Origin of the sequence: Micromonospora sp. NPDC049799, assembly GCF_040656655.1 — a bacterium.
GTDB lineage: Bacteria > Actinomycetota > Actinomycetes > Mycobacteriales > Micromonosporaceae > Micromonospora.
Genome location: NZ_JBFAMU010000039.1, coordinates 1 through 21,489, shown reverse-complemented (window position 1 = coordinate 21,489; position 21,489 = coordinate 1). Strand labels below are relative to the sequence as shown.

The window sequence follows — 21,489 nt, the reverse complement described above, 5'->3', positions numbered from 1 at the left end:
CCGCGCGACGGCCTGGCGGCGTCGAGCGCCGACGCGCTGGCCGGTGGCGGTCCCGTGGTCGATCCGACCCGGCCGGCACCGCTGGGCGGTTACCCGATCGTCGGGCCCAAGCCGGTCGAACCGCCCCAGACGCCCCACCCGCTGGAGATGCCGACCGGTCCGATGCCGTCGGTCGGCCCCCGGATGGACGGCCCGCCCGGAGAGATGCCGTACCCGCCGGTCGTCGCCCCGCCCTCCGGTGCCCCGGCCGGTGACGGGGTCTACCGCACCCGCCGCCCCGCGCTGGCGGTGCTCTTCGCCGTCCTGGTCGTCGTCTTCGAGATCCCCGCGCTGCGGGTGCTGCTGGACGGCCTGACCGGCGACCCGGTGTCGTCGTCGAACGTCGTGGTCGGGACGTTCCTCGTGTGCGGCCTGCCGATCTTCGCCACCGGGCTGTACGGACTGCGTACCGGTGGGCTGTCCCTGGCCGAGGGGAGTCGCGGCTGGCTGCGCCCGCCGACGGCGTACCTCACGGTGGGCCTGGTGCTCTTCGTGGCCGCCGCCCTCGCCGCCGGCTGAGCGACGCCTCTCCGCACGCCGGCCGGGCCCACCGGTCGGCGTGCGGTGTTGAGCGGGGGCCCTTCTACTACCGCAGGCGTTAACGGGAGGCCCTTCCTTGCATCCCCGGGGTGGGGTGGTCGGGGAGGGGCGTACACTGGTCGACTGGCGACCGCCTCGTGCGGTCGACCTCGCGCGCCCTCTCCACGAGTCTCGTGGGGCGACGGCCTCCCTGGTCCCGATCTTGGTCGGGTCCGCCATGGCCGACGACCGGGCGCCAGGATGCCCGGCCGCCGGCCGGGCGTGACAACCAGGGACGTCAGGAGTACCCCACCATGGCCGTCGTGACCATGCGCCAGCTGCTGGAGAGCGGTGTCCACTTCGGGCACCAGACCCGGCGCTGGAACCCGAAGATGAAGCGCTTCATCTTCACCGAGCGCAACGGTATCTACATCATCGACCTGCGCCAGACCCTCGACTACATCGAGAAGGCCTACGAGTTCGTGCGCGGGACCGTCGCCGAGGGTGGCAGCATCCTCTTCGTCGGCACCAAGAAGCAGGCCCAGGAGGCCATCGCCGAGCAGGCGACGCGGGTCGGTCAGCCGTACGTCAACCACCGTTGGCTCGGTGGCATGCTGACCAACTTCCAGACGGTGTACAAGCGCCTGCAGCGGATGAAGGAGCTGGAGGCCCTGGGTGACCTGACCGGCACCGCCGCGGGTTACACCAAGAAGGAGACCCTGCAGCTGTTCCGCGAGAAGACCAAGCTCACCAAGACCCTCGGTGGTCTGCGGGACATGCAGAAGCTCCCGGCCGCGGTCTGGATCGTGGACACCAAGAAGGAGCACATCGCCGTCGACGAGGCCCGCAAGCTGGGCATCCCGGTGATCGCCGTGCTCGACACCAACTGCGACCCGGACGAGGTCGACTTCCCGATCCCGGGCAACGACGACGCGATCCGCTCGGCCGAGCTGCTGACCAGGGTCGTGGCCGCCGCCGTCGCCGACGGCCTGATCGCGCGCTCCGGCCGTCGCCGGGGCACCGACGAGAAGCCGGAGCCGGGCGTCGCCTCCGACGAGCCGCTGGCCGAGTGGGAGCGCGAGCTGCTGGAGGAGCCGAAGAAGGCCGACGAGCAGCCCGCGCAGCAGCAGGCCGAGCAGCCGGCTGAGAAGCCGGCCGAGCAGCCGGCGGCCGCCGCCGCGGAGTGACCGCGCCGCCGCTTCCCCACCGTCCGATTTTTCGGACGGTGGGGAAGCGGCAGGTACGCCGGGCACATCGCGCTCGGATCCGGGTAACCGGCACCACAGACCATCCCACCCGCCGTCTCCAACACCGAAGAGAGAGCCATGTCCAACTTCACCGCCGCGGACGTCAAGAAGCTCCGCGACCTGACCGGCGCCGGCATGATGGACAGCAAGAAGGCGCTGACCGAGGCCGAGGGCGACTTCGACAAGGCCGTTGAGATCCTGCGCGTCAAGGGCGCCAAGGACGTCGGCAAGCGTGCCGGCCGGACCGCCGCGAACGGCCTCGTCGCGCACTCCGGCAAGGCCCTGCTCGAGCTGAACTGCGAGACCGACTTCGTCGCCAAGACCGAGGCGTTCATCGCGCTGGCCCAGCAGCTCGTCGAGCACGGCGAGCGGACGGCCGTCAGCAACGCCGAGGAGCTGCTCGCCAGCGAGCTGAACGGCAAGACGGTCGCGGACCTGATCCAGGAGCAGTCGGCCAAGATCGGCGAGAAGCTGGTCCTCAACCGGTTCGCCAAGCTGGACGGCACCGTCGCGGTCTACCTGCACCGCAAGAGCCAGGACCTGCCCCCGGCGGTCGGCGTGCTCGTGGAGTACTCCGGCAAGACCGACGAGGCCGGTGACGCCGACGCGCGTGCCGCCGCCATGCAGATCGCCGCGATGCGGCCGAAGTACCTCACCCGGGACGAGGTTCCGGCCGAGGTCGTCGAGTCCGAGCGGCGCATCGCCGAGCAGACGGCCCGCGAGGAGAACAAGCCCGAGGCGGCCCTGCCGAAGATCGTCGAGGGTCGGGTCAACGCGTTCTTCAAGGACTACGTCCTGGTCGAGCAGTCCTCGGTCGCCGACAACAAGAAGACGGTGAAGCAGATGCTGGCCGAGGCCGGCATCGAGGTCAGCCGCTTCATCCGGTTCGAGGTCGGCCAGGCCTGAGCCGGTTCCCGGGCGTGCGGACGCCCGGGGCAGGGAAACGTCGACGAGGAGGCCGCCGGTGTACGTGACAGGCACCGCGGCCTCCTCGTCACATAGGGTCTGCTACGGCAGTTTCGCGGTACGCGGCGCCCGGGGCGCGCGCATGGGAGAGGGCGGGGCGGATGACGCAGGTTGTGAGTGATCGGAGTCTGGCGGCGGACGATCCGACGGCGCCGCCCCCCGGCCGATCCCGCCGGGTGGTGCTGAAGCTCTCCGGCGAGGTGTTCGGTGGGGGCGCGATCGGGGTTGACCCGGACGTCGTCCAGGCCATCGCCCGCCAGATCGCGACCGTGGTGCGCCGGGGCGTGCAGGTCTCCGTGGTGGTGGGCGGCGGCAACTTCTTCCGGGGCGCCGAGCTGCAGAAGCGCGGCATGGACCGGGCGCGCGCCGACTACATGGGCATGCTGGGCACCGTGATGAACTGCCTGGCGTTGCAGGACTTCCTGGAGAAGGAGGGCATCGAGACGCGCGTGCAGAGCGCGATCACGATGGCCCAGGTTGCCGAGCCGTACATCCCGCTGCGCGCGATCCGGCACCTGGAGAAGGGCCGCGTGGTGATCTTCGGCGCGGGTGCCGGCATGCCGTACTTCTCCACCGACACGGTCGCCGCGCAGCGCGCGCTGGAGATCCGTGCCGACGTGGTGCTGATGAGCAAGAACGGCGTGGACGGCGTCTACACCGCCGACCCCCGGATCGACCCGACCGCCAGCAAGTTCGACTCGATCACCTTCTCCGAGGTGCTGCGCCGCAACCTGCGGGTGGCCGACGCGGCCGCGTTCAGCCTCTGCATGGAGAACGGCCTGCCGATGCTGGTCTTCGGCGCGCAGGGCGACGACACGATCATCCGGGCCGTGGGCGGCGAGCAGATCGGCACGCTGATCACCACCTGAGCGACCCGGCGGCGACCGCAGCGGTCCTGGCGACACGACAAGCCCACCACGAGCACAGAAGGAGGCGAGGAGACCGGTGATCGACGACACCCTCCTCGAGGCCGAGGACAAGATGGAGCGTGCCATCGAGCACGCCAAGGAAGAGTTCGGCGCCATCCGCACCGGTCGCGCCAACGCCGCCATGTTCTCGAAGATCATCATCGACTACTACGGCAGCCCCACGCCGCTGCCGCAGATGGCGTCGATCGGGGTTCCCGAGCCCCGGATGGTCATCATCAAGCCGTACGACAACTCGCAGATCAACGCCATGGAGAAGGCGATCCGCGACTCCGACCTCGGCGTGAACCCGAACAACGAGGGCAACCAGCTGCGCATCCTGCTCCCCCAGATGACCGAGGAGCGCCGCCGCGAGATGATCAAGGTGGCCCGGCACAAGGGTGAGGAGGCCAAGGTCGCCATCCGCAACATCCGGCGCAAGGGCAAGGAAGAGCTTGACCGGCTGGTCAAGGACGGCGAGGTCGGCGAGGACGACGGCCGCCGCGCCGAGAAGGACCTGGACGACCTGACCCAGAAGTTCGTGGCCGGCGTCGACGAACTGGTCAAGCACAAGGAAGCCGAACTGCTGGAGGTCTGACCCCCGGCCCGGCGACCGACCCCACGGCACCGGCGCCGCCCTCGCGGGCGTGCGACCGGTGCCGTCGTCGTCCGCGCGGCCGTCCGGGTCCGAAGGGGTGGAGGCCGACGTCCGGGGTACGTAATCCGGGCGTGCAGTAGGCTCGGCACGATTCCCGGCCACCCTGGGGTGAACGGTGGGGATCGGCCGGCCGACGAACCGGTCAACTGGACGGAACGCTCGCTCGGGTAGGGGATGGTTGTGGTTGTGCGTCATGTGGTCCGTCTCGCGCCGCGTACGACCGGTGCCTGATGTCCCACCTCGACCCGTACGGCAGCGCCGATCCCCGTGGCCGGGAGCGGCCGGACCGTCCCGCCCCCACGTCCGGGCTGCCCTGGCCGGAGCCCGACATCGAGCCCGCCGCGCGGGCCCGCCGTCCCGGCATCGCGCCTGACCTGTACGCCGAACCGCGCACCCGCCCCTGGCAGGAGGCCGACGGCGGCACCCGGCCGCGGCACCACGGGGACGTCCCCGGTGACCGCCTCGGCCACGAGGACCCGGCCGAGCCGCACCGGCACGGCGATGTCGTGCCTCCCGCGTACAACGGCTCCCCGGGCGGTCGCGACCGTCCCGACGACGACCAGCCGACGGCGCAGTTCGAGGCGGTTCGGGAGACCGGACCGGACATGGGCCCGGAGAGCGACCCGGAGCGGGCGGGCGGCCGGCGGCAGCGTGGCCGGCGCCGGGCCGGCGCGGGCCGCCCGGCGAACGGTCAGCCGGCGCCCAGCCGGGCCGGCCGCAACCTGCCGGCCGCGATCGCGGTCGGCCTGTGCCTCGGCGCCCTGATCGTGGTCCCGCTCGTCCTCTACCCGCCGGCCTTCCTGCTGGTGCTGGCCGGCGCGGTCGGTGTGGGCATCTGGGAGATGGCGCGGGCGGTACGCCGGGCCGACGCGCACCCGCCGCTGGTGCCGCTGGTCGCCGGCGGAATCCTCACCGTCGGGCTCGCGTGGTTCGCCGGTCTCGACGCGCTCACTCTCGGCCTCGTGGTGACCCTGCTGGGGACGCTGGTCTGGCGTCTCGGCGACGGGACGCGCGGCCTCGCCCGCGACCTCACCGCGGCGACCGTGATCACGGTGTACGTGCCGTTCCTCGCCGGGTTCGCCGCCCTGCTCGCGGCGGCGCCCGACGACGGCCCGCTGCGGGTCCTGGTGACCGTGGTCGCGGTGGTGCTCTCCGACACCGGCGGGTACGCGGCCGGCGTGAACTTCGGCAAGCGGCCGATGGCGCCCACGATCAGCCCGAAGAAGTCCTGGGAGGGCTTCGCCGGGTCGGTCACCGCGGCGGCGGTCGGCAGCGCCCTGCTGCTGTGGCTCCTCTTCGACGTGGCCCCGTGGTGGGGGGCGCTGTTCGGGGTGGCGGTGTCCTGCGCGGCCGTCCTCGGTGACCTCGCCGAGTCGATGATGAAGCGGGACCTGGGCATCAAGGACATGAGCAACCTGCTCCCCGGGCACGGCGGCCTGATGGACCGGCTCGACTCGATCCTCTTCGCGGTGCCCACCGCGTACCTGCTGCTGGCGGTCTACGTCCCGGTGGTGGGGTGAGGTGTGAATCACGCTCCGGATGGGGCCCCGGCCGGGCGGCCGGGGGCGATTCGGCACCCTCGGACAGGTGCCTCGCCCGGTCGGCGTGACAGACTGGATACGCCATGACGAGCCTTCCCCTGATCCCCGTCGACCCGGACGCCACCGGATCCCGCCGCGCCTCGATGCCGCCGCAGCACCTCGCCGACCTGGACCTCGCCGGTCGTCGTGCCCTGGTGAGCGAGCTGGGCGAGCCGGCCTTCCGTGCCGCGCAGATCTCCACCCACTACTTCGGGCGGCTGGTCCGGGACCCGGAGCAGATGACCGACCTGCCGGCCGCCACCCGCGCGAAGCTGGCCGACCGGCTGCTGCCCCGCCTGCTGACCCCGGTGCGGGAGCTGGCGTGCGACGACGGGGCCACCCGCAAGGCGCTCTGGCGGCTGCACGACGGCTCGCTGGTGGAGAGCGTGCTGATGGGCTACCCGGACCGGGTGACCGTCTGCATCTCCAGCCAGGCCGGCTGCGGCATGGCCTGCCCGTTCTGTGCCACCGGCCAGGCCGGGCTGACCCGCAACCTGTCCACCGCCGAGATCGTCGACCAGGCCGTCTACCTGGCCGGCGTCGCCGCCTCCGGCGCGGTGGCCGGTTCGCCGCCCCGGCTGTCGCACGTCGTCTTCATGGGCATGGGCGAGCCGCTGGCCAACTACAACCGGGTGATCGCGGCGATCCGTCGGCTGGTCACGCCCGCGCCCGAGGGGCTCGGCCTGTCGCAGCGGCACATCACCGTTTCCACGGTCGGCCTGGTTCCGGCCATCCGCCGACTGGCCAGCGAAGACCTCTCAGTGACCCTTGCGCTGTCGTTGCACGCCCCCGATGATGAGCTGCGCGACGAACTCGTGCCGGTCAACCAGCGCTGGAAGGTTTCCGAGGTGCTGGACGCGGTGTGGGACTACGCAGGTCGGACGGGCCGTCGTGTGTCGATCGAGTACGCGATGATCAAGGACGTGAACGACCAGCCGTGGAGAGCCGATCTGCTCGGGCGGCTGTTGGCCGGCAAGCTGGCCCACGTGAACCTCATCCCGCTCAACCCGACGCCGGGCAGCCGCTGGGACGCGAGCCCGAAGCCGGTCGAGCGGGAGTTCGTCCGGCGGTTGCGCGACGCCGGGGTGTCCACCACGGTGCGGGACACCCGGGGGCGCGAGATCGACGGGGCGTGTGGGCAGCTGGCCGCCGCGGAGGACAGCGACACCGTTGGGGCCGGGGAGGCACCGTGACCGGGCGTAGCGAACGAAACCAGGAGACATAGTGGCGAGTCAGGGTCAGCGTTTCCGGCGTAAGGCGCTCCGCCGGGGATACAAGGTCGATGAGGTGGACGCCTTCCTGGACCGGGTCGAGGCCACTCTCGCCGGCCAGCCACTCGGCGCGCCCGTGGCCTCCCAGGAGGTCCACGACGTCGTCTTCCGGGTTCGCTTCAACGGTTACGACGAGTGGCAGGTCGACCTGCACCTGGACCGGGTGGAGCGGCAGCTCGCCGAGCTGGAGGAGCGCGGTGGCGTCGGACGGGGTTCCGACCCCCGGCTTCCCGACCGGCTCGGACCGCCCGACCGGATGGGCCCCCCGATGCGGGACGACCGGGGCATGTCCCCCGTTCCGCAGCCGATGCCGCCCCGCGTGATGCCGGCGCAGTCCGGTCCGCCCGCCGACCGCTACGGTCGTTACGACGAGCCGACCGGCGCGTACGCCGGCGGTTACGACGCCCCGCGCGGCGGCTACGAGCCGTCCCGTGGCCCGGGCGGTCCGGGCGCCCCGATGGGGCCGGGTGGCCCGATGGGTCCCGGCGCCCCGGGGCACGGTGGCCCCCAGCGCGGCCTGCCCGCCGGTCCCGGTGGCTACGGCCAGGACGGCCCCGGCGGCTACGGGCAGGACGCTCCCGCGGGTTACGGCCAGGAGCCGCGCTTCGACGGCTTCGAGGCCGGCCGGCACGGCCGCACCGACATGACCGCCGAGATCCGCATGCCCGAGCGTGAGATGCGCGGCCCCGGTGGCCCGCCGGTGCCGTCCCAGCAGGGCTTCGGCGGCCCCGGGATGCCTGGTCCGCCGGCCGTGCCCGGCCCGCCCGCCATGGCCGGTCCGCCGATGGCCGGCCCGCCCGGCAGCGACCTCTACCGGGTCGACCAGATCCGGCGCAGCTTCCAGGTCCGCCGGTTCGGCAGTGGGTACGACCCGGACCAGGTCGACCGCTTCTTCGAGACCCTGCTCGGCGGCATGCAGGGGCGCAACCCGATGCCGGTGAACCCTCGGGACCTCGACACGCTCCGCTTCGGGCTGGTGCAGGGCGGCTACTTCGAGGCCGAGGTCGATGCCGCGCTGAAGGACGTGCAGGACATCCTGCTCGGCCGCTGACCGCGTACGACGAGGGCCCGCTCCCCGGTGGGGGTGCGGGCCCTCGTGCGTGTCGGTGTCCGGTGCCGGCGCGTCCCTAGGACCGCAGGCCGTTGCGGCGCAGCACCGTGTCGCCGATGACGATGACCAGCAGCAGCACGGCGAGGCCGACCAGCCAGATGTCCTCGACCCTGCCCTCGTGGTTGCCGCAGAGCATCGCCAGCAGCGCCAGCGCGACGACGACCGCGCCGATCCGCCCGGACTTGCGGTGCCCCGGCTTGTGCTGGTCCGGCGACGTTACCGGCTCGCTTCCTGCCACTGTCGGTCCTTCCCTCGCGATCGGATCTCCGGATAGTCTGGCACGCCCCGTACGGGGCCCGGCGCAGGGTCCGACCGGACGGGAGCCGTCACACGCGGCGCGCCGTGGGGCCGACCGGCCGGTGATCCACCGCCGGTGCCCGCACCCGGGGCGGTACGGACCGGTGCCCCGGGCCGAAGGGCCCGGGTCGGGCCGGGACAGCCGGCACTACCGGCGTCGCGGGGCGGTGGCCAGAGTGGCTCCGGTAGCGTTCTGACGTACACCTTGTTTGTCTTTTGAGGGGGAACTGCGGTGCGAGTGACCGGTACGGGGCACGCCAGCATGCGGATCGACACGGCCGCGGGCAGCATCCTGTGCGACCCGTGGGTCAATCCGGCCTACTTCGCGTCCTGGTTCCCGTTCCCCGACAACTCGCTGCTCGACTGGGAGGCCCTGGGCCAGGTCGACTACCTGTACGTGTCCCACCTGCACCGGGACCACTTCGACGCGAAGCACCTGCGCGACTTCGTGTCCAAGGACGCCACCGTCCTGCTCCCCGAGTTCCCCACCTCGGAGATGGAGGACGAGCTGCGGGAGCTGGGCTTCACGACGTTCCTCAAGGCGCCGAACGAGCAGGTCATGGAGCTGCCCGGTGGCCTGAAGGTCATGATCCAGGCGCTGACCAGCCCGACCGACGGCCCGATCGGCGACTCGTCGTTGTGGGTCGAGTACGACGGGGTGCGCCTGCTCAACCAGAACGACGCCCGCCCCACCGACCTGAGCGTCTTCGCCGAGCTGGGCCACGTGCACGCGCACATGCTCCAGTTCTCCGGCGCGATCTGGTACCCGATGGTCTACGAGCTCCCGCAGGCGGCGAAGACGGCGTTCGGCAAGCAGAAGCGGGACCGGCAGTTCGACCGCACCTGGCGCTACATCGACGACCTGAAGGCCGACAACGTCTTCCCGATCGCCGGTCCGCCGTGCTTCCTCGACGACGCGCTGTGGCAGTTCAACGACATCCACGGCGACGAGGGCAACATCTTCCCCGACCAGTCGGTCTTCCTCGCCGAGTACGCGAAGGTCGGCGGCACCAACGGCATCGTGCTGCTGCCGGGCAGCGTCGCCGAGGTCACCACCGAGGGCACCACCACCACGCACCCGGTCCCGGTGGAGGAGTACTTCGCGAACAAGACCGCGCACCTGGAGGAGATGCGGGAGCGTAAGCGCCCGATCATCGAGGCGGAGAAGGCGTCCTGGCGGCACCCGGAGATCGACGTGCTGGCCGAGATGAAGCGCCGCATCGAGCCGCTGCTGGACGAGTCGATCTACCTCGCCAAGGGCGTCGGTGGGCCGGTCCGCTTCGACCTGGTGGGCTACGACGGGGAGAGCGTCGAATCGATCGTGGTGGACTTCCCCGGCAAGGAGGTCCGGCCGTACGCGGACGAGAAGGTCCGCTACCGCTTCCGCACCGAGCGGGCGCTGATCGAGCACCTGTTCCACATCGGCGAGGTGGACTGGGTCAACTCGCTCTTCCTGTCCTGCCGCTTCTCGGCGGCCCGGATCGGCCAGTACAACGAGTTCGTCTACGCCTTCTTCAAGTGCCTGTCGAGTGAGCGCCTCCAGTACGCCGAGGGCTGGTACGACGAGCACGAGCGGGCCGTCGACGCCGAGGACATCACCATCGGGGACTGGGTCGTGCAGCGCCGCTGCCCGCACCTCAAGGCGGACCTGAGCCGGTTCGGCATCGTCGAGGGCGACCAGCTCACCTGCCAGCTGCACGGCTGGCGGTTCGACCTGCCCAGCGGCCGTTGCCTGACCAGCGTCGGGCACAAGGTCCGCGCCCACCGGGCCGACGAGCAGGCCCCCGCCCCGGCGGGCGAGGCGCTCAGCTGACGGTCGGCTCGGGGCGGCGAGCGTGACGGGGCGTCCGGACGAGGGCGGGACGGAGTACCGGTACGGGCCCGGGCGGGAGATGAACCGGGACGCGTCCCGCGTGGAGACCTTCAGCGACGGGATCTTCGCGGTCGTGGTGACCGTGATGGCCGTCGAACTGCTCCAGAACGGCCCCGCCCGGGCCACCGGCGAGGAGGTGCCGGACGCGCTCCTCAACGCCTGGCCGTCGTACCTGGCCTATGTGATCACCTTCGGGATCGCCGGCCAGATCTGGCTCGGGCACCACAACATGTGGCGGTACGTGGTCCGGGTGGACCAGCCGCTGCTCGTGTTCAACCTGCTCCAGTTGCTCTTCGTCGCGACGATCCCGTTCACCGCGGACCTGCTCGCGGACAACCTGCGTGCTGCCCCCACGGAACAGCGGCTGACCGCCGCCCTCTACGTCGGCACCGTGCTCGGCGAGGCCCTCTTCTTCAACCTGAGCTGGTGGTGGGCTCGCCGGCGGCGGCTGCTCCATCCCGACCTGGATCCCCGACTCGCCCGGGCGGTCTCGCGACGGTTACTGCTGCGCCCGGTGCTCTACCTTGTCGCCTTCGCCGCCGTCTTCATCGAGCCGATCCTCAGCCTCGTCCTCTACCTCGTGCTCGTCGGCCTCTCCCTCATCCGCCGCCCCGGCGACCTGCCGAGCTCGGCGGTCTGGGAACGGCGTTAAGAGGGGACCCTTCCTCTACCGCAGGCGTAAACGAGGGGCCCTTCCTTACCGGCCCAGGTCGGCGAGGATGCGCCGGGCGGCGTTGTGACCGGCGGCGCCGATCACGCTGCCCGCCGGGTGGCAGCCGGCGCTGCCCGCGTACACGCCGTCGACCCCGGTCGCGTACGGCATGCGGTCGGTGAACGAGACGGTGTTGTCGACGTGGTGGATGTGCCCGCCGGTGATGCCGAAGTGCGCCTCGATACCGGGTGGTGGCAGCGGCACCGCGTCGGCGATCAGGTCGCCGGTCCCCGGGGCGTACCGCTCGCAGATGGCGATCAGCTTGTCCACGTACCCGGGCAGGGCCTCGTCCCACGTCGTGCCGGCCGGCGCGTACGGCACGGACTGCACGAACAGCGCCGACGAGTGGTGTCCGGCGGGGTCGGACAGCGACGGGTCGACGGTGGTGTGCAGGTACCACTCGATCGTCGGCTCCTCGGGCAGCCGCCCGGCCTGCACGTCGGCCCACATCGCGCGCAGCGCCGCCATCGGCGAGCCGCCGCCCGAGCCGACCAGGGACGCGGAGCCGGGCAGCAAGTGGATCGTCGAGCCGAACGGGCTCGGGGCGTCGGCGGGCTGGCAGGAGAAGCGCGGCAGGCCGGTCAGCGCCAGGTTGAGCTTCAGCGTGGTGCCGGGGCGGCGGACCGCCGCCATCCGTTCGCCCAGGGGGGCCGGTAGCGCGCCGTCGGGCAGCAGCTCCATCAGCCGGTACGGGTCGCAGGCCCCGAGCACCACCTCGGCGGACACCTGCCGGCCGTCGGCCAGCACGACGCCGCCGGCCGCGCCGCCGTCCAGGGTGATCGCCTCGACCGGCGTACCGCTGAGGATCCGCGCGCCGGCGGCCCGGGCGGCGTCGGCGAAGGTGCCCGACACCGTGCCCATGCCGCCCCTGGCGATCATCCAGGTGCCGTCGGCGCCAGGCAGGCGGCACATGTTGTGCACCAGGAAGTTGTGCCCGGTGCCCGGGTCGTCGGGGCCGGCGTTGAGGCCGGAGAGGCCGTCGGTGACCGCGTACATGCTGACCAGCAGTTCGGAGCGGAACTCGAAGCGGGCCAGGTGGTCGGCGACCGACCCGCGGACCAGGTCGACGAAGACCTGCCGCAGCGCGGGTCGCACGTACCGCTCGGCGGTCTCCTCCACCGGCAGCGGCTCCGACAGCCAGGCGGGCGCGAGGTCCTCGCGGAGGGCGGCCAGCTCGGCCTGGAGCGCGTCGTCGGCGGCCACGTCGGCGGGGGAGAAGAACTCCGCGAGCTGGCGTCGGGTCGTGGCGTGGTCGCTGCCCATCAGCAGGTACGGCGACCCGAGGCCGCCCGGGGTGGGCAGGAAGTAGTGCGGGTCCCGCCGCAGCACCGGGATCGTCACGTCGAGCGTGGCGAGCAGTTCGGGCGGCATGAGGCCGAGCAGGTACGAACCGGTGGAGTGGCGCAGCTCGGGGACCTTCGGGAACGGGTTCTCGGTGCGCGTCGCTCCGCCGATCACCTCGGCCGCCTCCAGCACCAGCACGTCCAACCCGGCGCGCGCGAGCATGATCGCGGACACCAGCCCGTTGTGCCCCGCACCGACAACGACGACATCAACCCGCTCCGGCAGCCCCTGCTCACCCATGCCGCTGAACCTAACCCCTCCCCGCCCCCGGGTCACTCCCCGCGGTGGAAGGTCTGGGGCGGGTGGGGTCGAGTTGGGTGGCGAAGGTGGTGAGTTCCAGTTCGAAGAGGTGTTCGGGGTCGGTCATCGCCCAACTGATCTGGTCGAAGACCTCCATGGCGATGAGGCCGTAGATGCGGGTCCAGCCGGACAGGAACGCCCAGGCCACCTCCATCGGCACCGCACCGTGGCTCTGGCGCAGCGGTTCCAGTCGACCGCCCAGGTGTCGTTCGAGGACCTCGGCCGGGGGCGTGGGGAACGGGGAGCGGTGCCACAGCTCGACCAGCGGCTGCACGAAGACCGCGCCGAAGCGGGCGCCGGGGTGGTCTTCGTGGGTGCAGTCGGCGACGAAGGTGGTCACGCCGGGCACCGGCGCGCCGAAGATCAGCCCGAACTCGGCGGGATGCGTCACCGACCAGGCCCGGAACGCGCGCGACATGGCGAGCAGTTGGGCCACCTCGTCCTCGCCGGCGCCGTCCCGGGCCGCCTCCAGGAGGGCGGTCAACTCCTCGTACAGGTCGCCGGCCAGCGCGCCGACCAGGGCCTCGAGGCTCGGGAAGTACCGGTAGATGGCCGGGGCGGTCATGCCCATGTCGCGGGCGATGGCGCGCAGCGAAACCGCCTCCACGCCGCCGTCGACCAGCAGCCGCCGGGCGCCACCCTTGATCTCGGCGACGGTCGCCGTACGCAGGCGCTCCCGGCGGGACGGTGCGGTCATCCGGCGAACCCCCTTGACTGGAGCTAACGCCGTTGCAATAGTTAACGGCGTTCACTCAAATGAGCGATGGTTACAGCTTAGCCGTCGGTGGAGGGGGAAGCGAATGTTCGCCTGGTGGGGACGGGTGGTGGTGCGGTTCCGCTGGGCGGTGCTGGCCGCCGCCCTGGTGCTGGTCGCGGTCGGGGCGACCTGGGGGGCCGGCGTCTTCGGCCAGCTGACCGGGGGCGGTTTCGACGACCCGGCGAGCGAGTCCAGCCGTGCCGTCGAGCGGATCACCGCCGAGCTGGGTCCGCAGGGCGCGGACCTGGTCGTGCTCTGGTCCAGCGACGCGACGACCGTGGACCAGCCGGCCTTCCGGGACCCGGTCGCCGCGACCGTCGCCGGGCTGCGCGGGCGGGCCGAGGTGACCAGCGTCGTCAGCTGGTACGACACACCGGCCCCCGGTCTGGTCTCGACCGACCGCCGGGCCACCTACGCGGCGGTCCAGCTCCGCGCCTCCGACGAGGACGGCAAGGCCGAGGCGTACGAGGCGTTGCGCCCGGCCCTCGACGCGCCCGGCCTGCGGACCGAGGTCGGCGGCACGGTGGCGTTCCTCCACGAGGCGAACACCCGCACCACCGAGGACATCACCCGGGCGGAGATCCTCTCCATGCCGGTGCTGCTGGTGCTGCTCGTGCTGATCTTCGGGGGCCTCGTCGCGGCGGCGACCCCGCTGCTGGTCGGCGGGTTGGCGATCCTCGGCGCGTTGGTCGCCGTCCGCCTGGTCAACCTCGTCACCGACGTGTCCATCTTCGCCATCAACATCATCACGCTGATCGGGCTCGGCATGGCCGTCGACTACGCCCTGTTCGTCGTCAGCCGCTTCCGCGAGGAACTGGCGGCCGGCCACGACACCGCCGCCGCGATCCGCCGGACCATGGCCACCGCCGGTCGTACCGTCCTCGTCTCCGGCCTCACCATCGCGCTCGCCATGGGCAGCCTGCTGATCTTCCCGCAGGCGTTCCTGCGCTCGATGGGCCTGGGCGGGATGGCCGCCGTCCTGGTTGCCATGCTCGCGGCGCTCACCGTGCTGCCGGCCCTGCTGGCGGTGCTCGGCAGGAGGATCGACGCTGTCCGCGTACCGATGCCGTGGCGGCGTGGTGCGCGGGGTGGGCGGCCGGCGGCGGGGGAGACCGGCGGCGCCTGGGCCCGGATCGCGCGGAGCGTGATGCGGCGTCCGGTGCGCTACCTGGTCGGGGTCGTGCTCCTGCTCGGGCTGCTGGCGGTGCCGTCGCTGCGGATGGAGTTCGGCGGCTTCGACGAGCGGGTGCTGCCGGCGGACGCCGCGCCCCGGGTGGTCTCCGAGCGGATCGCCGACGAGTTCCCCGGCGGCACGGTCGCCCCGATCGACGTCCTGGTGTCCGGTGCCGACCCGACGCGGGTCCAGGGGTTCGCCGACCGGATCGCCGCGGTCCCGGGCGTCACCGGCGTGCGGGTGGTGGCCAACCGCGACGCCTCGACGCTGCTGACCGTGGGCTATCCGGGCGAGCCGACCGGCGACGTGGCCCAGGACATCGTCCGCGCGGTGCGCGCGCTGCCCGCACCGGACGGGTCTGAGGTGCTCGTCGGGGGTCGGCCCGCCGCCGACCGGGACCTGCTGGACAGCCTCGGCGACCGGTTGCCCTGGATGGCCCTGCTGATGGCCGCCGCGACGCTGGTGCTGCTCTTCCTCGCGTTCGGTTCGGTGGTGCTGCCGGTCAAGGCGGTGCTGATGAACGTGATCTCGATCGGCGCGTCGTTCGGCGTGGTGGTCTGGATCTTCCAGGACGGGAACTTCGCCGACCTGCTCGGCTTCACCGCGACCGGCTTCATCGAGCCCAGCAACCCGATCCTCATGCTGGCCCTGCTGTTCGGTCTGGCCACCGACTACGAGGTGTTCCTGCTGTCCCGGGTCCGCGAGGAGTGGGACCGCACCGGCGACAACACCGCCGCGGTGACTGCCGGCCTCCAGGCCACCGGTCGGATCATCACCGCCGCCGCGCTGCTGCTGATCATCGTGGTGGCCGGCTTCGCCACCGGCTCGATGTCGTACATCAAGCTGATCGGCGTGGGCATGATCGTGGCGATCGTGGTGGACGCGACGCTGGTCCGGGCGCTGCTCGTGCCGGCGACGATGCGGCTGCTCGGCCGGTGGAACTGGTGGGCGCCGGGGCCGCTGGGCCGGGTCTACCGCCGGTACGGCATCCGCGAGACCACCGAACCCGAGCCGGCCCCCCGCCACCCCGCGTCCCTCTTAGCGCGTTGATCAAGAGGTTTGCGTCAGGCGGCGTGCTGCCTCTGACGCAAACCTCTTGATCAACCTTCGGTGGCGGAGGGCGGGGCGGGAGTGGCGCGGGCGGCGCGCCAGCGGGACAGGGCCAGGGTGGCGGAGTAGCCGGCCAGGACGATCACGTGGAACAGGTACAGCCAGAGCAGCACCGCCACCCCCGCCCCGATCTCGGTGAAGCCGCCGAACGGCACCCCCAGGTCGATCGGCAGCGACGCGAACAGCACGAAGCCGTGCAGGAAGCCGGACAGGTTCGCGGCCGTGAACGACCCCACGCCCAGGGTCGACAGCCAGTCCGGCGAGGCCGGCCCGACCACCCGGAACACCCACAGCAGCACCGGGGTGAGCACCAGCCACACCCCCAGGAACGACAGCACCACCCCGAGCGCGCCGATCCAGCCGCCCTGACGAACCAGCCCGGTCGTGGTGGGCAGCGCCAGCAGGATCGAGAACAGCAGCGCCGGGGCGGGTGCCAGGAGCGGGAGCAGCAGCAACCGGCCCCGCCAGCCCACCAGCGACTCGTCGCTGCGCGGCAGGGCCACCGAGACGAACGCCCGGCGCAGCCCCTCGCCGTACAGCGACGCCGGCAGCAGCGACGCCAACGCCAGCAGCGGGGTCAACCCCACCCCGGCCTCGACCAGGGCGGCCACCGCGTGGGGCGCACCGATCGCGTCCGGCAGCGTGTCCACCGCGTACGACGTGAGCCGGCGGACCCGGTCCCCGCCCGCCACCAGCGCGGTCAGCCAGATCGCCAGCAGCGCCACCGGCACCACGGCGATCGCCGCGTAGAAGGTGATCGCGGCGGCGTGCAGCGACAGGTCCCGTCCGCGTACCGGACGGAACGCGGCACTGGTGATCCGCTTCGTCCGCTGCCATCCGCTGCCCACCGCGTTCCTGTTCCCCCTCCCGTCGCCGGCCACTCATTAAGATCGCCCGCCATGACCGTAGTCACCACCGAACGCCTCGTGATCCGTGACTGGACCGATACTCCCGCCGACCTGGAGCGGATCTACGCCATCTATTCCCGGCCGGAGGTCATGCGCTGGCTGGGCGGCGGCGCGGGGCGGCTGACCGACCCGGCCGAGGCCGCCGAGCGGCTGAATTCGTGGCGCGAGCGGTACGCGCCGTACGCCGGCCGTTACGGCATCTGGGCGGTCGAGGTGCGCGACGGCGGGCCGGTCGTGGGGAGCGTGCTGGTGAAGCCCCTGCCCGGCGGCGACGGCGTGACATTCACGGAGGACATCGAGGTCGGGTGGCACCTGCACCCGGACTCCTGGGGACACGGGTACGCCACCGAGGCGGCGCGTGCGGTTCTCCACCGGGCGTTCGCCGCCGGCGATTCACGGGTGTACGCGGTGGTCGCGCCCGGCAACGAGGCGTCGATGGCGGTGTGCCGGCGGCTCGGGATGACGCACCTCGGCCGGCGCACCGACTGGTACGGCGGCACGGAGGTGGAGACCTTCGCCCTGGACGCGCCCCCTCGGGCATGACCCACTCGTCGTCATTGATGTCGGCCTGACGACCTGACCCGGACACCCCGACGTCAGGGATGTCGAGTCGATCATGTCGGGAGCGGAAGCAGCGCCGGAAGCACCACACACCGAGGACTGAGGCTCCCGGCGGGCGTTCAGGACGCTGGGGAAGAATGGCCGCGTGACTTCTCCCCGGGACCTCGTCCTGCTCGGTTCCACCGGCTCCATCGGTACCCAGGCCATCGACATCGTGCGCCGCAACCCGGACCGGTTCCGGGTGGTGGCGCTCGGTGCCGGCGGCGGCAACGTCGAGCTGCTCGCCGCCCAGGCCCTCGAACTCGGCGTGGAGGCGGTCGGCGTGGCGAAGGCGTCCGCCGCGCAGGACCTGCAGCTCGCCTTCTACGCGGAGGCGAGCCGGCGCGGCTGGGCCACCGGCGACTTCAAGCTTCCCAAGATCGTGGCCGGGCCGGACGCGATGACCGAGTTGGCGCAGTGGCCCTGTGACGTCGTCCTCAACGGGGTGGTCGGCTCGCTCGGGCTCGCGCCGACGCTGGCGGCGCTGCGCGCCGGTCGTACGCTCGCGCTCGCCAACAAGGAGTCGCTCGTCGCCGGCGGCCCACTGGTCCGGGCGGCGGTGACGCGGCCGGGGCAGATCGTCCCGGTGGACTCGGAGCACTCGGCGCTGGCCCAGTGCCTGCGCTCGGGCTCGCGGGCCGAGGTGCGGCGGTTGGTCGTCACCGCCAGCGGCGGGCCGTTCCGGGGGAAGCGGCGGGACGAGTTGACCCAGGTCACACCCGAGCAGGCGCTCGCGCACCCGACGTGGAACATGGGCCCGGTCGTCACGATCAACTCCGCGACCATGGTCAACAAGGCGCTGGAGGTGATCGAGGCGCACGAGCTGTTCGACGTGCCGTACGTCGACATCACCGTGATGGTGCACCCGCAGTCGGTGATCCACTCGATGGTCGAGTTCGTCGACGGCTCCACCATCGCCCAGGCCAGCCCACCGGACATGCGCCTGCCGATCGCGCTCGGCATCGGTTGGCCGGACCGGGTGGCCGACGCCGCCTCGGCGGTGGACTGGACGAAGGCCCACACCTGGGAGTTCGCGCCCCTGGACGACGAGGCGTTCCCGGCCGTCGCGCTGGCCAAGGCGGCCGGCGAGGCGGGCCGGTGCCGGCCGGCGATCTACAACGCGGCGAACGAGGAGTGCGTGGCGGCGTTCGTGGCGGGGCGGCTGCCCTTTCTGGGCATCGTCGACACCCTCCAGCGCGTGGTGGAGGACGCTCCCGACTTCGCCGAACCAGGTACCGTCGAGGACGTGCTCGCGGCGGAGTCGTGGGCGCGCGCGCACGCTCAGGAGATCATCGCGGGTTCGGTGGAAGGAGCTTGATGGCATACCTGCTCGGGGTGACGCTCTTCGCCCTCGCGATCCTCATCTCGGTGAGCCTGCACGAGGCGGGGCACATGCTCACCGCGAAGGCCTTCGGCATGAAGGTCACCCGCTACTTCGTCGGCTTCGGCCCGACCCTGTGGTCGTTCAGGCGGGGCGAGACGGAGTACGGCGTCAAGGGCATCCCGCTCGGCGGCTTCTGCAAGATCGTCGGAATGACGCCGCAGGACGACGACGTCGACCCGGCCGACGAGCCCCGGGCGATGTGGCGCTACCCGGTCTGGAAGCGGACGATCGTGATGTCCGCGGGCTCGGTGACCCACTTCATCCTCGCCGTGGGCGCCCTGTGGATCATCGCGATCACCGCCGGCCTGCCGAATCCGAACTTCCCCAGCACCGAGGCGGAGATCCGCCAGGAGCCGGCGGTCATCCAGCTCTCCGAGTGCGTGGTCCCGGAGAACGCGGTGCGCGAGTGCACCGCCGCCGACGCGGCCAGCCCGGCCGCCCAGGCGCAGCTGCGCGACGGCGACCGGATCACCTCGGTCAACGGCACGCCGATCGCGAACTACGGCGAGCTGCTCACCACCCTGCGCTCGCTCAAGCCGGGCGACACCGCGCAGATCGCGTACGTCCGCGACGGCCAGTCGGCCAAGACCAGCACGGTGCTCGCGCAGACCCAGCGCCCGCCGCTGGACGACCCCAAGGGCGCCGTCACGGCGGTCGCCGCGCTCGGCGTCGGCCTGGTTCCGAGCACACCCACCCGGATCGAGTACGGCCCGGTCGCCGCCGTCGGCGCCACCGCCGACTTCACCGGCGACATGGCGGTCAACACGTACGAGGCGCTGAAGCGCATCCCGCAGAAGATCCCCGCCCTGTGGACCGCCATCACCGGCGGCGAGCGGGACATCGATACCCCGATCAGCGTGGTCGGCGCCAGCCGGCTCGGCGGCGAGGCCGTCGAGAACGAGGCCTGGCTGCTGTTCTTCATGCTCTTCGTCTCGCTGAACTTCTTCATCGGCGTGTTCAACCTGCTGCCGCTGCTCCCACTGGACGGCGGCCACATCGCCATCGCCTGGTTCGAGCGGGCCCGCTCCTGGCTCTACGCCCGGCTGCGCCGCCCCGACCCGGGGCGCGTCGACTACCTCAAGCTCATGCCCTTCACGTACGCGGTGATCCTGATCGGTGGCGCGTTCACGCTGCTGACCATCACCGCGGACGTCGTCAACCCCATCACGCTCTTCTCAAGGTGAGTGCCTGAAGTGACCGCTGTCAGTCTCGGTATCCCCGCCGTACCGCCCCCGCCGCTCGCGCCGCGCCGGGCGAGCCGCCAGATCATGGTCGGCTCGGTGCCGGTCGGCGGCGGCGCGCCGGTCTCCGTGCAGTCCATGACCACGACCCTCACCTCCGACGTCAACGCGACGCTCCAGCAGATCGCCGAGTTGACCGCGTCCGGCTGCCAGATCGTCCGGGTCGCCGTACCCAGCCAGGACGACGTGGAGGCGCTGCCGGCGATCGCGAAGAAGTCGCAGATCCCGGTCATCGCCGACATCCACTTCCAGCCGAAGTACGTCTTCGCCGCCATCGACGCGGGCTGCGCCGCCGTCCGGGTCAACCCGGGCAACATCCGGCAGTTCGACGACAAGGTCAAGGAGATCGCCAAGGCCGCCGGCGACGCGGGCGTGCCGATCCGCATCGGCGTCAACGCCGGCTCGCTGGACAAGCGGCTGCTCGCCAAGTACGGCAAGGCCACCGCCGAGGCGCTGGTCGAGTCGGCGCTGTGGGAGTGCTCGCTGTTCGAGGAGCACGGCTTCCGCGACATCAAGATCTCCGTGAAGCACAACGACCCGGTCGTGATGATCCGGGCGTACCGCCAGCTCGCCGCGCAGTGCGACTACCCGCTGCACCTGGGCGTCACCGAGGCCGGTCCCGCCTTCCAGGGCACCATCAAGTCGGCGGTCGCGTTCGGTGCGCTGCTGGCCGAGGGGATCGGCGACACCATCCGCGTCTCCCTCTCCGCCCCGCCGGTGGAGGAGATCAAGGTCGGCAACCAGATCCTGGAGTCGCTCGGCCTGCGGGAGCGCGGCCTGGAGATCGTCTCCTGCCCGTCCTGCGGCCGGGCCCAGGTGGACGTGTACAAGCTCGCCGAGGAGGTCACCGCCGGCCTCGAGGGGCTGCCGGTGCCGCTGCGCGTCGCCGTCATGGGCTGCGTCGTGAACGGCCCGGGCGAGGCCCGCGAGGCCGACCTCGGCGTCGCCTCCGGCAACGGCAAGGGCCAGATCTTCGTCAAGGGCCAGGTCGTCAAGACCGTCCCCGAGGCGCAGATCGTCGAGACGCTGATCGAGGAGGCGCTGCGGATCGCCGACGAGATGGGCGCCGAGATCCCTGAGGAGCTGCGGGACATGCTCCCCGGCGCCACCGTCACCGTGCACTGACCCACCACGCCGTCGTGCGTCGGCCCCGACCGCCCCTTCCGGCGGTCGGGGCCTTTCTCGACGTACGCACGGGGCAAAAACCGTACGTACGTTTTGTTAGACTGCCGTGGTGCGACTTCTCCCCGAACCCGGCGCGATCCGGGTCCTGACCATCGGCACGCTGGTCCGCACCGTCGGGCGTGGCCTGTGGCTCGTCGCCAGCGCGCTCTTCCTGACCCGGTCGGTCGGCCTCACCCCGACCGAAGTGGGGATCGGTCTCACGTTGACCGCGCTGGTCGGGGTGGTGGCCAGCGCCCCGACCGGCTACCTGGCCGACCGGCTCGGCCCCCGGGGCACCGCCATCGGCGCGCTCGCCGCCTCGGGCGGGC

The 21,489-nt window shown here is 71.9% G+C and carries 19 protein-coding genes and 1 pseudogene; 16 read left to right on the top strand and 4 right to left on the bottom strand.

Going from position 1 to position 21,489, the window contains the following annotated elements; translation table 11 throughout:
• The 8 genes and pseudogenes from AB0I76_RS05885 to AB0I76_RS05850 form a co-directional block, all read left to right on the top strand.
• Positions 1-558, top strand: a pseudogene (locus AB0I76_RS05885) (hypothetical protein); the annotation flags it as partial.
• 314 nt (positions 559-872) lie between these two features.
• On the top strand, positions 873-1,745 hold the full coding sequence (gene rpsB, locus AB0I76_RS05880) for a 30S ribosomal protein S2 (RefSeq protein ID WP_357030376.1): 873 nt from the start codon (positions 873-875) through the stop codon (positions 1,743-1,745).
• A 138-nt stretch (positions 1,746-1,883) separates the two neighbouring features.
• A complete protein-coding gene (tsf, locus tag AB0I76_RS05875; protein WP_357030374.1) occupies positions 1,884-2,711 on the top strand; it encodes a translation elongation factor Ts in 828 nt (275 codons plus the stop codon).
• A 161-nt stretch (positions 2,712-2,872) separates the two neighbouring features.
• Entirely contained in the window at positions 2,873-3,640 is a 768-nt protein-coding gene (gene pyrH / locus AB0I76_RS05870) for a UMP kinase (protein ID WP_357030372.1), read from the top strand.
• Between the two features lie 76 nt (positions 3,641-3,716).
• Positions 3,717-4,274 carry a ribosome recycling factor gene (gene frr, locus AB0I76_RS05865; RefSeq protein ID WP_357030370.1) on the top strand — a complete coding sequence of 186 codons (558 nt, stop codon included), beginning with the start codon at positions 3,717-3,719 and terminating at the stop codon, positions 4,272-4,274.
• Positions 4,275-4,564: 290 nt separating this feature from the next.
• Complete coding sequence (locus tag AB0I76_RS05860) at positions 4,565-5,854, top strand: phosphatidate cytidylyltransferase (RefSeq protein ID WP_357030367.1); 1,290 nt, start codon at positions 4,565-4,567, stop codon at positions 5,852-5,854.
• Between the two features lie 104 nt (positions 5,855-5,958).
• Entirely contained in the window at positions 5,959-7,107 is a 1,149-nt protein-coding gene (gene rlmN, locus AB0I76_RS05855) for a 23S rRNA (adenine(2503)-C(2))-methyltransferase RlmN (protein ID WP_357030365.1), read from the top strand.
• 31 nt (positions 7,108-7,138) lie between these two features.
• Positions 7,139-8,236 (top strand): DivIVA domain-containing protein, encoded by a 1,098-nt coding sequence (locus AB0I76_RS05850; RefSeq protein WP_357030363.1) that lies wholly within the window; start codon positions 7,139-7,141, stop codon positions 8,234-8,236.
• Between the two features lie 76 nt (positions 8,237-8,312).
• Here AB0I76_RS05850 and AB0I76_RS05845 read toward each other — a convergent pair whose 3' ends face one another.
• Positions 8,313-8,534 (bottom strand): DUF2631 domain-containing protein, encoded by a 222-nt coding sequence (locus AB0I76_RS05845; protein WP_120726360.1) that lies wholly within the window; start codon positions 8,532-8,534, stop codon positions 8,313-8,315.
• A 291-nt stretch (positions 8,535-8,825) separates the two neighbouring features.
• On the opposite strand from AB0I76_RS05845, the gene AB0I76_RS05840 reads away from it, so the two are divergent.
• Entirely contained in the window at positions 8,826-10,406 is a 1,581-nt protein-coding gene (locus AB0I76_RS05840; protein WP_357030361.1) for a Rieske 2Fe-2S domain-containing protein, read from the top strand.
• A gap of 79 nt (positions 10,407-10,485) precedes the next feature.
• Complete coding sequence (locus tag AB0I76_RS05835; protein WP_357030378.1) at positions 10,486-11,118, top strand: TMEM175 family protein; 633 nt, start codon at positions 10,486-10,488, stop codon at positions 11,116-11,118.
• Positions 11,119-11,163: 45 nt separating this feature from the next.
• Here AB0I76_RS05835 and AB0I76_RS05830 read toward each other — a convergent pair whose 3' ends face one another.
• Entirely contained in the window at positions 11,164-12,762 is a 1,599-nt protein-coding gene (locus AB0I76_RS05830) for an NAD(P)/FAD-dependent oxidoreductase (protein WP_357030359.1), read from the bottom strand.
• A 10-nt stretch (positions 12,763-12,772) separates the two neighbouring features.
• Positions 12,773-13,519 (bottom strand): TetR/AcrR family transcriptional regulator, encoded by a 747-nt coding sequence (locus AB0I76_RS05825; protein WP_357030357.1) that lies wholly within the window; start codon positions 13,517-13,519, stop codon positions 12,773-12,775.
• 103 nt (positions 13,520-13,622) lie between these two features.
• On the opposite strand from AB0I76_RS05825, the gene AB0I76_RS05820 reads away from it, so the two are divergent.
• A complete protein-coding gene (locus AB0I76_RS05820; protein WP_357030355.1) occupies positions 13,623-15,803 on the top strand; it encodes an MMPL family transporter in 2,181 nt (726 codons plus the stop codon).
• A 50-nt stretch (positions 15,804-15,853) separates the two neighbouring features.
• On the opposite strand, the gene AB0I76_RS05815 is transcribed toward AB0I76_RS05820, so the two are convergent.
• On the bottom strand, positions 15,854-16,711 hold the full coding sequence (locus AB0I76_RS05815; RefSeq protein ID WP_357030353.1) for a YhjD/YihY/BrkB family envelope integrity protein: 858 nt from the start codon (positions 16,709-16,711) through the stop codon (positions 15,854-15,856).
• A 51-nt stretch (positions 16,712-16,762) separates the two neighbouring features.
• On the opposite strand from AB0I76_RS05815, the gene AB0I76_RS05810 reads away from it, so the two are divergent.
• From AB0I76_RS05810 to AB0I76_RS05790, 5 genes are all read left to right on the top strand, one after another.
• A complete protein-coding gene (locus AB0I76_RS05810) occupies positions 16,763-17,314 on the top strand; it encodes a GNAT family N-acetyltransferase (RefSeq protein WP_357030351.1) in 552 nt (183 codons plus the stop codon).
• A 163-nt stretch (positions 17,315-17,477) separates the two neighbouring features.
• Complete coding sequence (gene dxr / locus AB0I76_RS05805; RefSeq protein ID WP_357030349.1) at positions 17,478-18,689, top strand: 1-deoxy-D-xylulose-5-phosphate reductoisomerase; 1,212 nt, start codon at positions 17,478-17,480, stop codon at positions 18,687-18,689.
• Positions 18,689-19,939: a site-2 protease family protein gene (locus AB0I76_RS05800; protein WP_357030347.1), complete on the top strand. Its 1,251-nt coding sequence runs from the start codon at positions 18,689-18,691 to the stop codon at positions 19,937-19,939. Before dxr ends, AB0I76_RS05800 begins: the two co-directional genes overlap by 1 nt.
• Before the next feature lie 9 nt (positions 19,940-19,948).
• Positions 19,949-21,121 carry a flavodoxin-dependent (E)-4-hydroxy-3-methylbut-2-enyl-diphosphate synthase gene (gene ispG, locus AB0I76_RS05795; RefSeq protein ID WP_357030345.1) on the top strand — a complete coding sequence of 391 codons (1,173 nt, stop codon included), beginning with the start codon at positions 19,949-19,951 and terminating at the stop codon, positions 21,119-21,121.
• Positions 21,122-21,230: 109 nt separating this feature from the next.
• Positions 21,231-21,489, top strand: a 259-nt coding sequence (locus AB0I76_RS05790) for an MFS transporter (RefSeq protein ID WP_357030343.1), incomplete at its 3' end; no start/stop codon positions are given.

Bases quoted from the DNA above. Each gene is read 5' to 3' on its own strand.
- AB0I76_RS05830 (WP_357030359.1), bottom strand. From the start codon at position 12,762: ATGGGTGAGCAGGGGCTGCCGGAGCGGGTTGATGTCGTCGTTGTCGGT.
- AB0I76_RS05810 (WP_357030351.1), top strand. From the start codon at position 16,763: ATGACCGTAGTCACCACCGAACGCCTCGTGATCCGTGACTGGACCGAT.
- AB0I76_RS05835 (WP_357030378.1), top strand. From the start codon at position 10,486: ATGAACCGGGACGCGTCCCGCGTGGAGACCTTCAGCGACGGGATCTTC.
- rlmN (WP_357030365.1), top strand. From the start codon at position 5,959: ATGACGAGCCTTCCCCTGATCCCCGTCGACCCGGACGCCACCGGATCC.
- pyrH (WP_357030372.1), top strand. From the start codon at position 2,873: ATGACGCAGGTTGTGAGTGATCGGAGTCTGGCGGCGGACGATCCGACG.
- AB0I76_RS05860 (WP_357030367.1), top strand. From the start codon at position 4,565: ATGTCCCACCTCGACCCGTACGGCAGCGCCGATCCCCGTGGCCGGGAG.
- tsf (WP_357030374.1), top strand. From the start codon at position 1,884: ATGTCCAACTTCACCGCCGCGGACGTCAAGAAGCTCCGCGACCTGACC.
- AB0I76_RS05825 (WP_357030357.1), bottom strand. From the start codon at position 13,519: ATGACCGCACCGTCCCGCCGGGAGCGCCTGCGTACGGCGACCGTCGCC.
- AB0I76_RS05800 (WP_357030347.1), top strand. From the start codon at position 18,689: ATGGCATACCTGCTCGGGGTGACGCTCTTCGCCCTCGCGATCCTCATC.
- rpsB (WP_357030376.1), top strand. From the start codon at position 873: ATGGCCGTCGTGACCATGCGCCAGCTGCTGGAGAGCGGTGTCCACTTC.
- AB0I76_RS05820 (WP_357030355.1), top strand. From the start codon at position 13,623: ATGTTCGCCTGGTGGGGACGGGTGGTGGTGCGGTTCCGCTGGGCGGTG.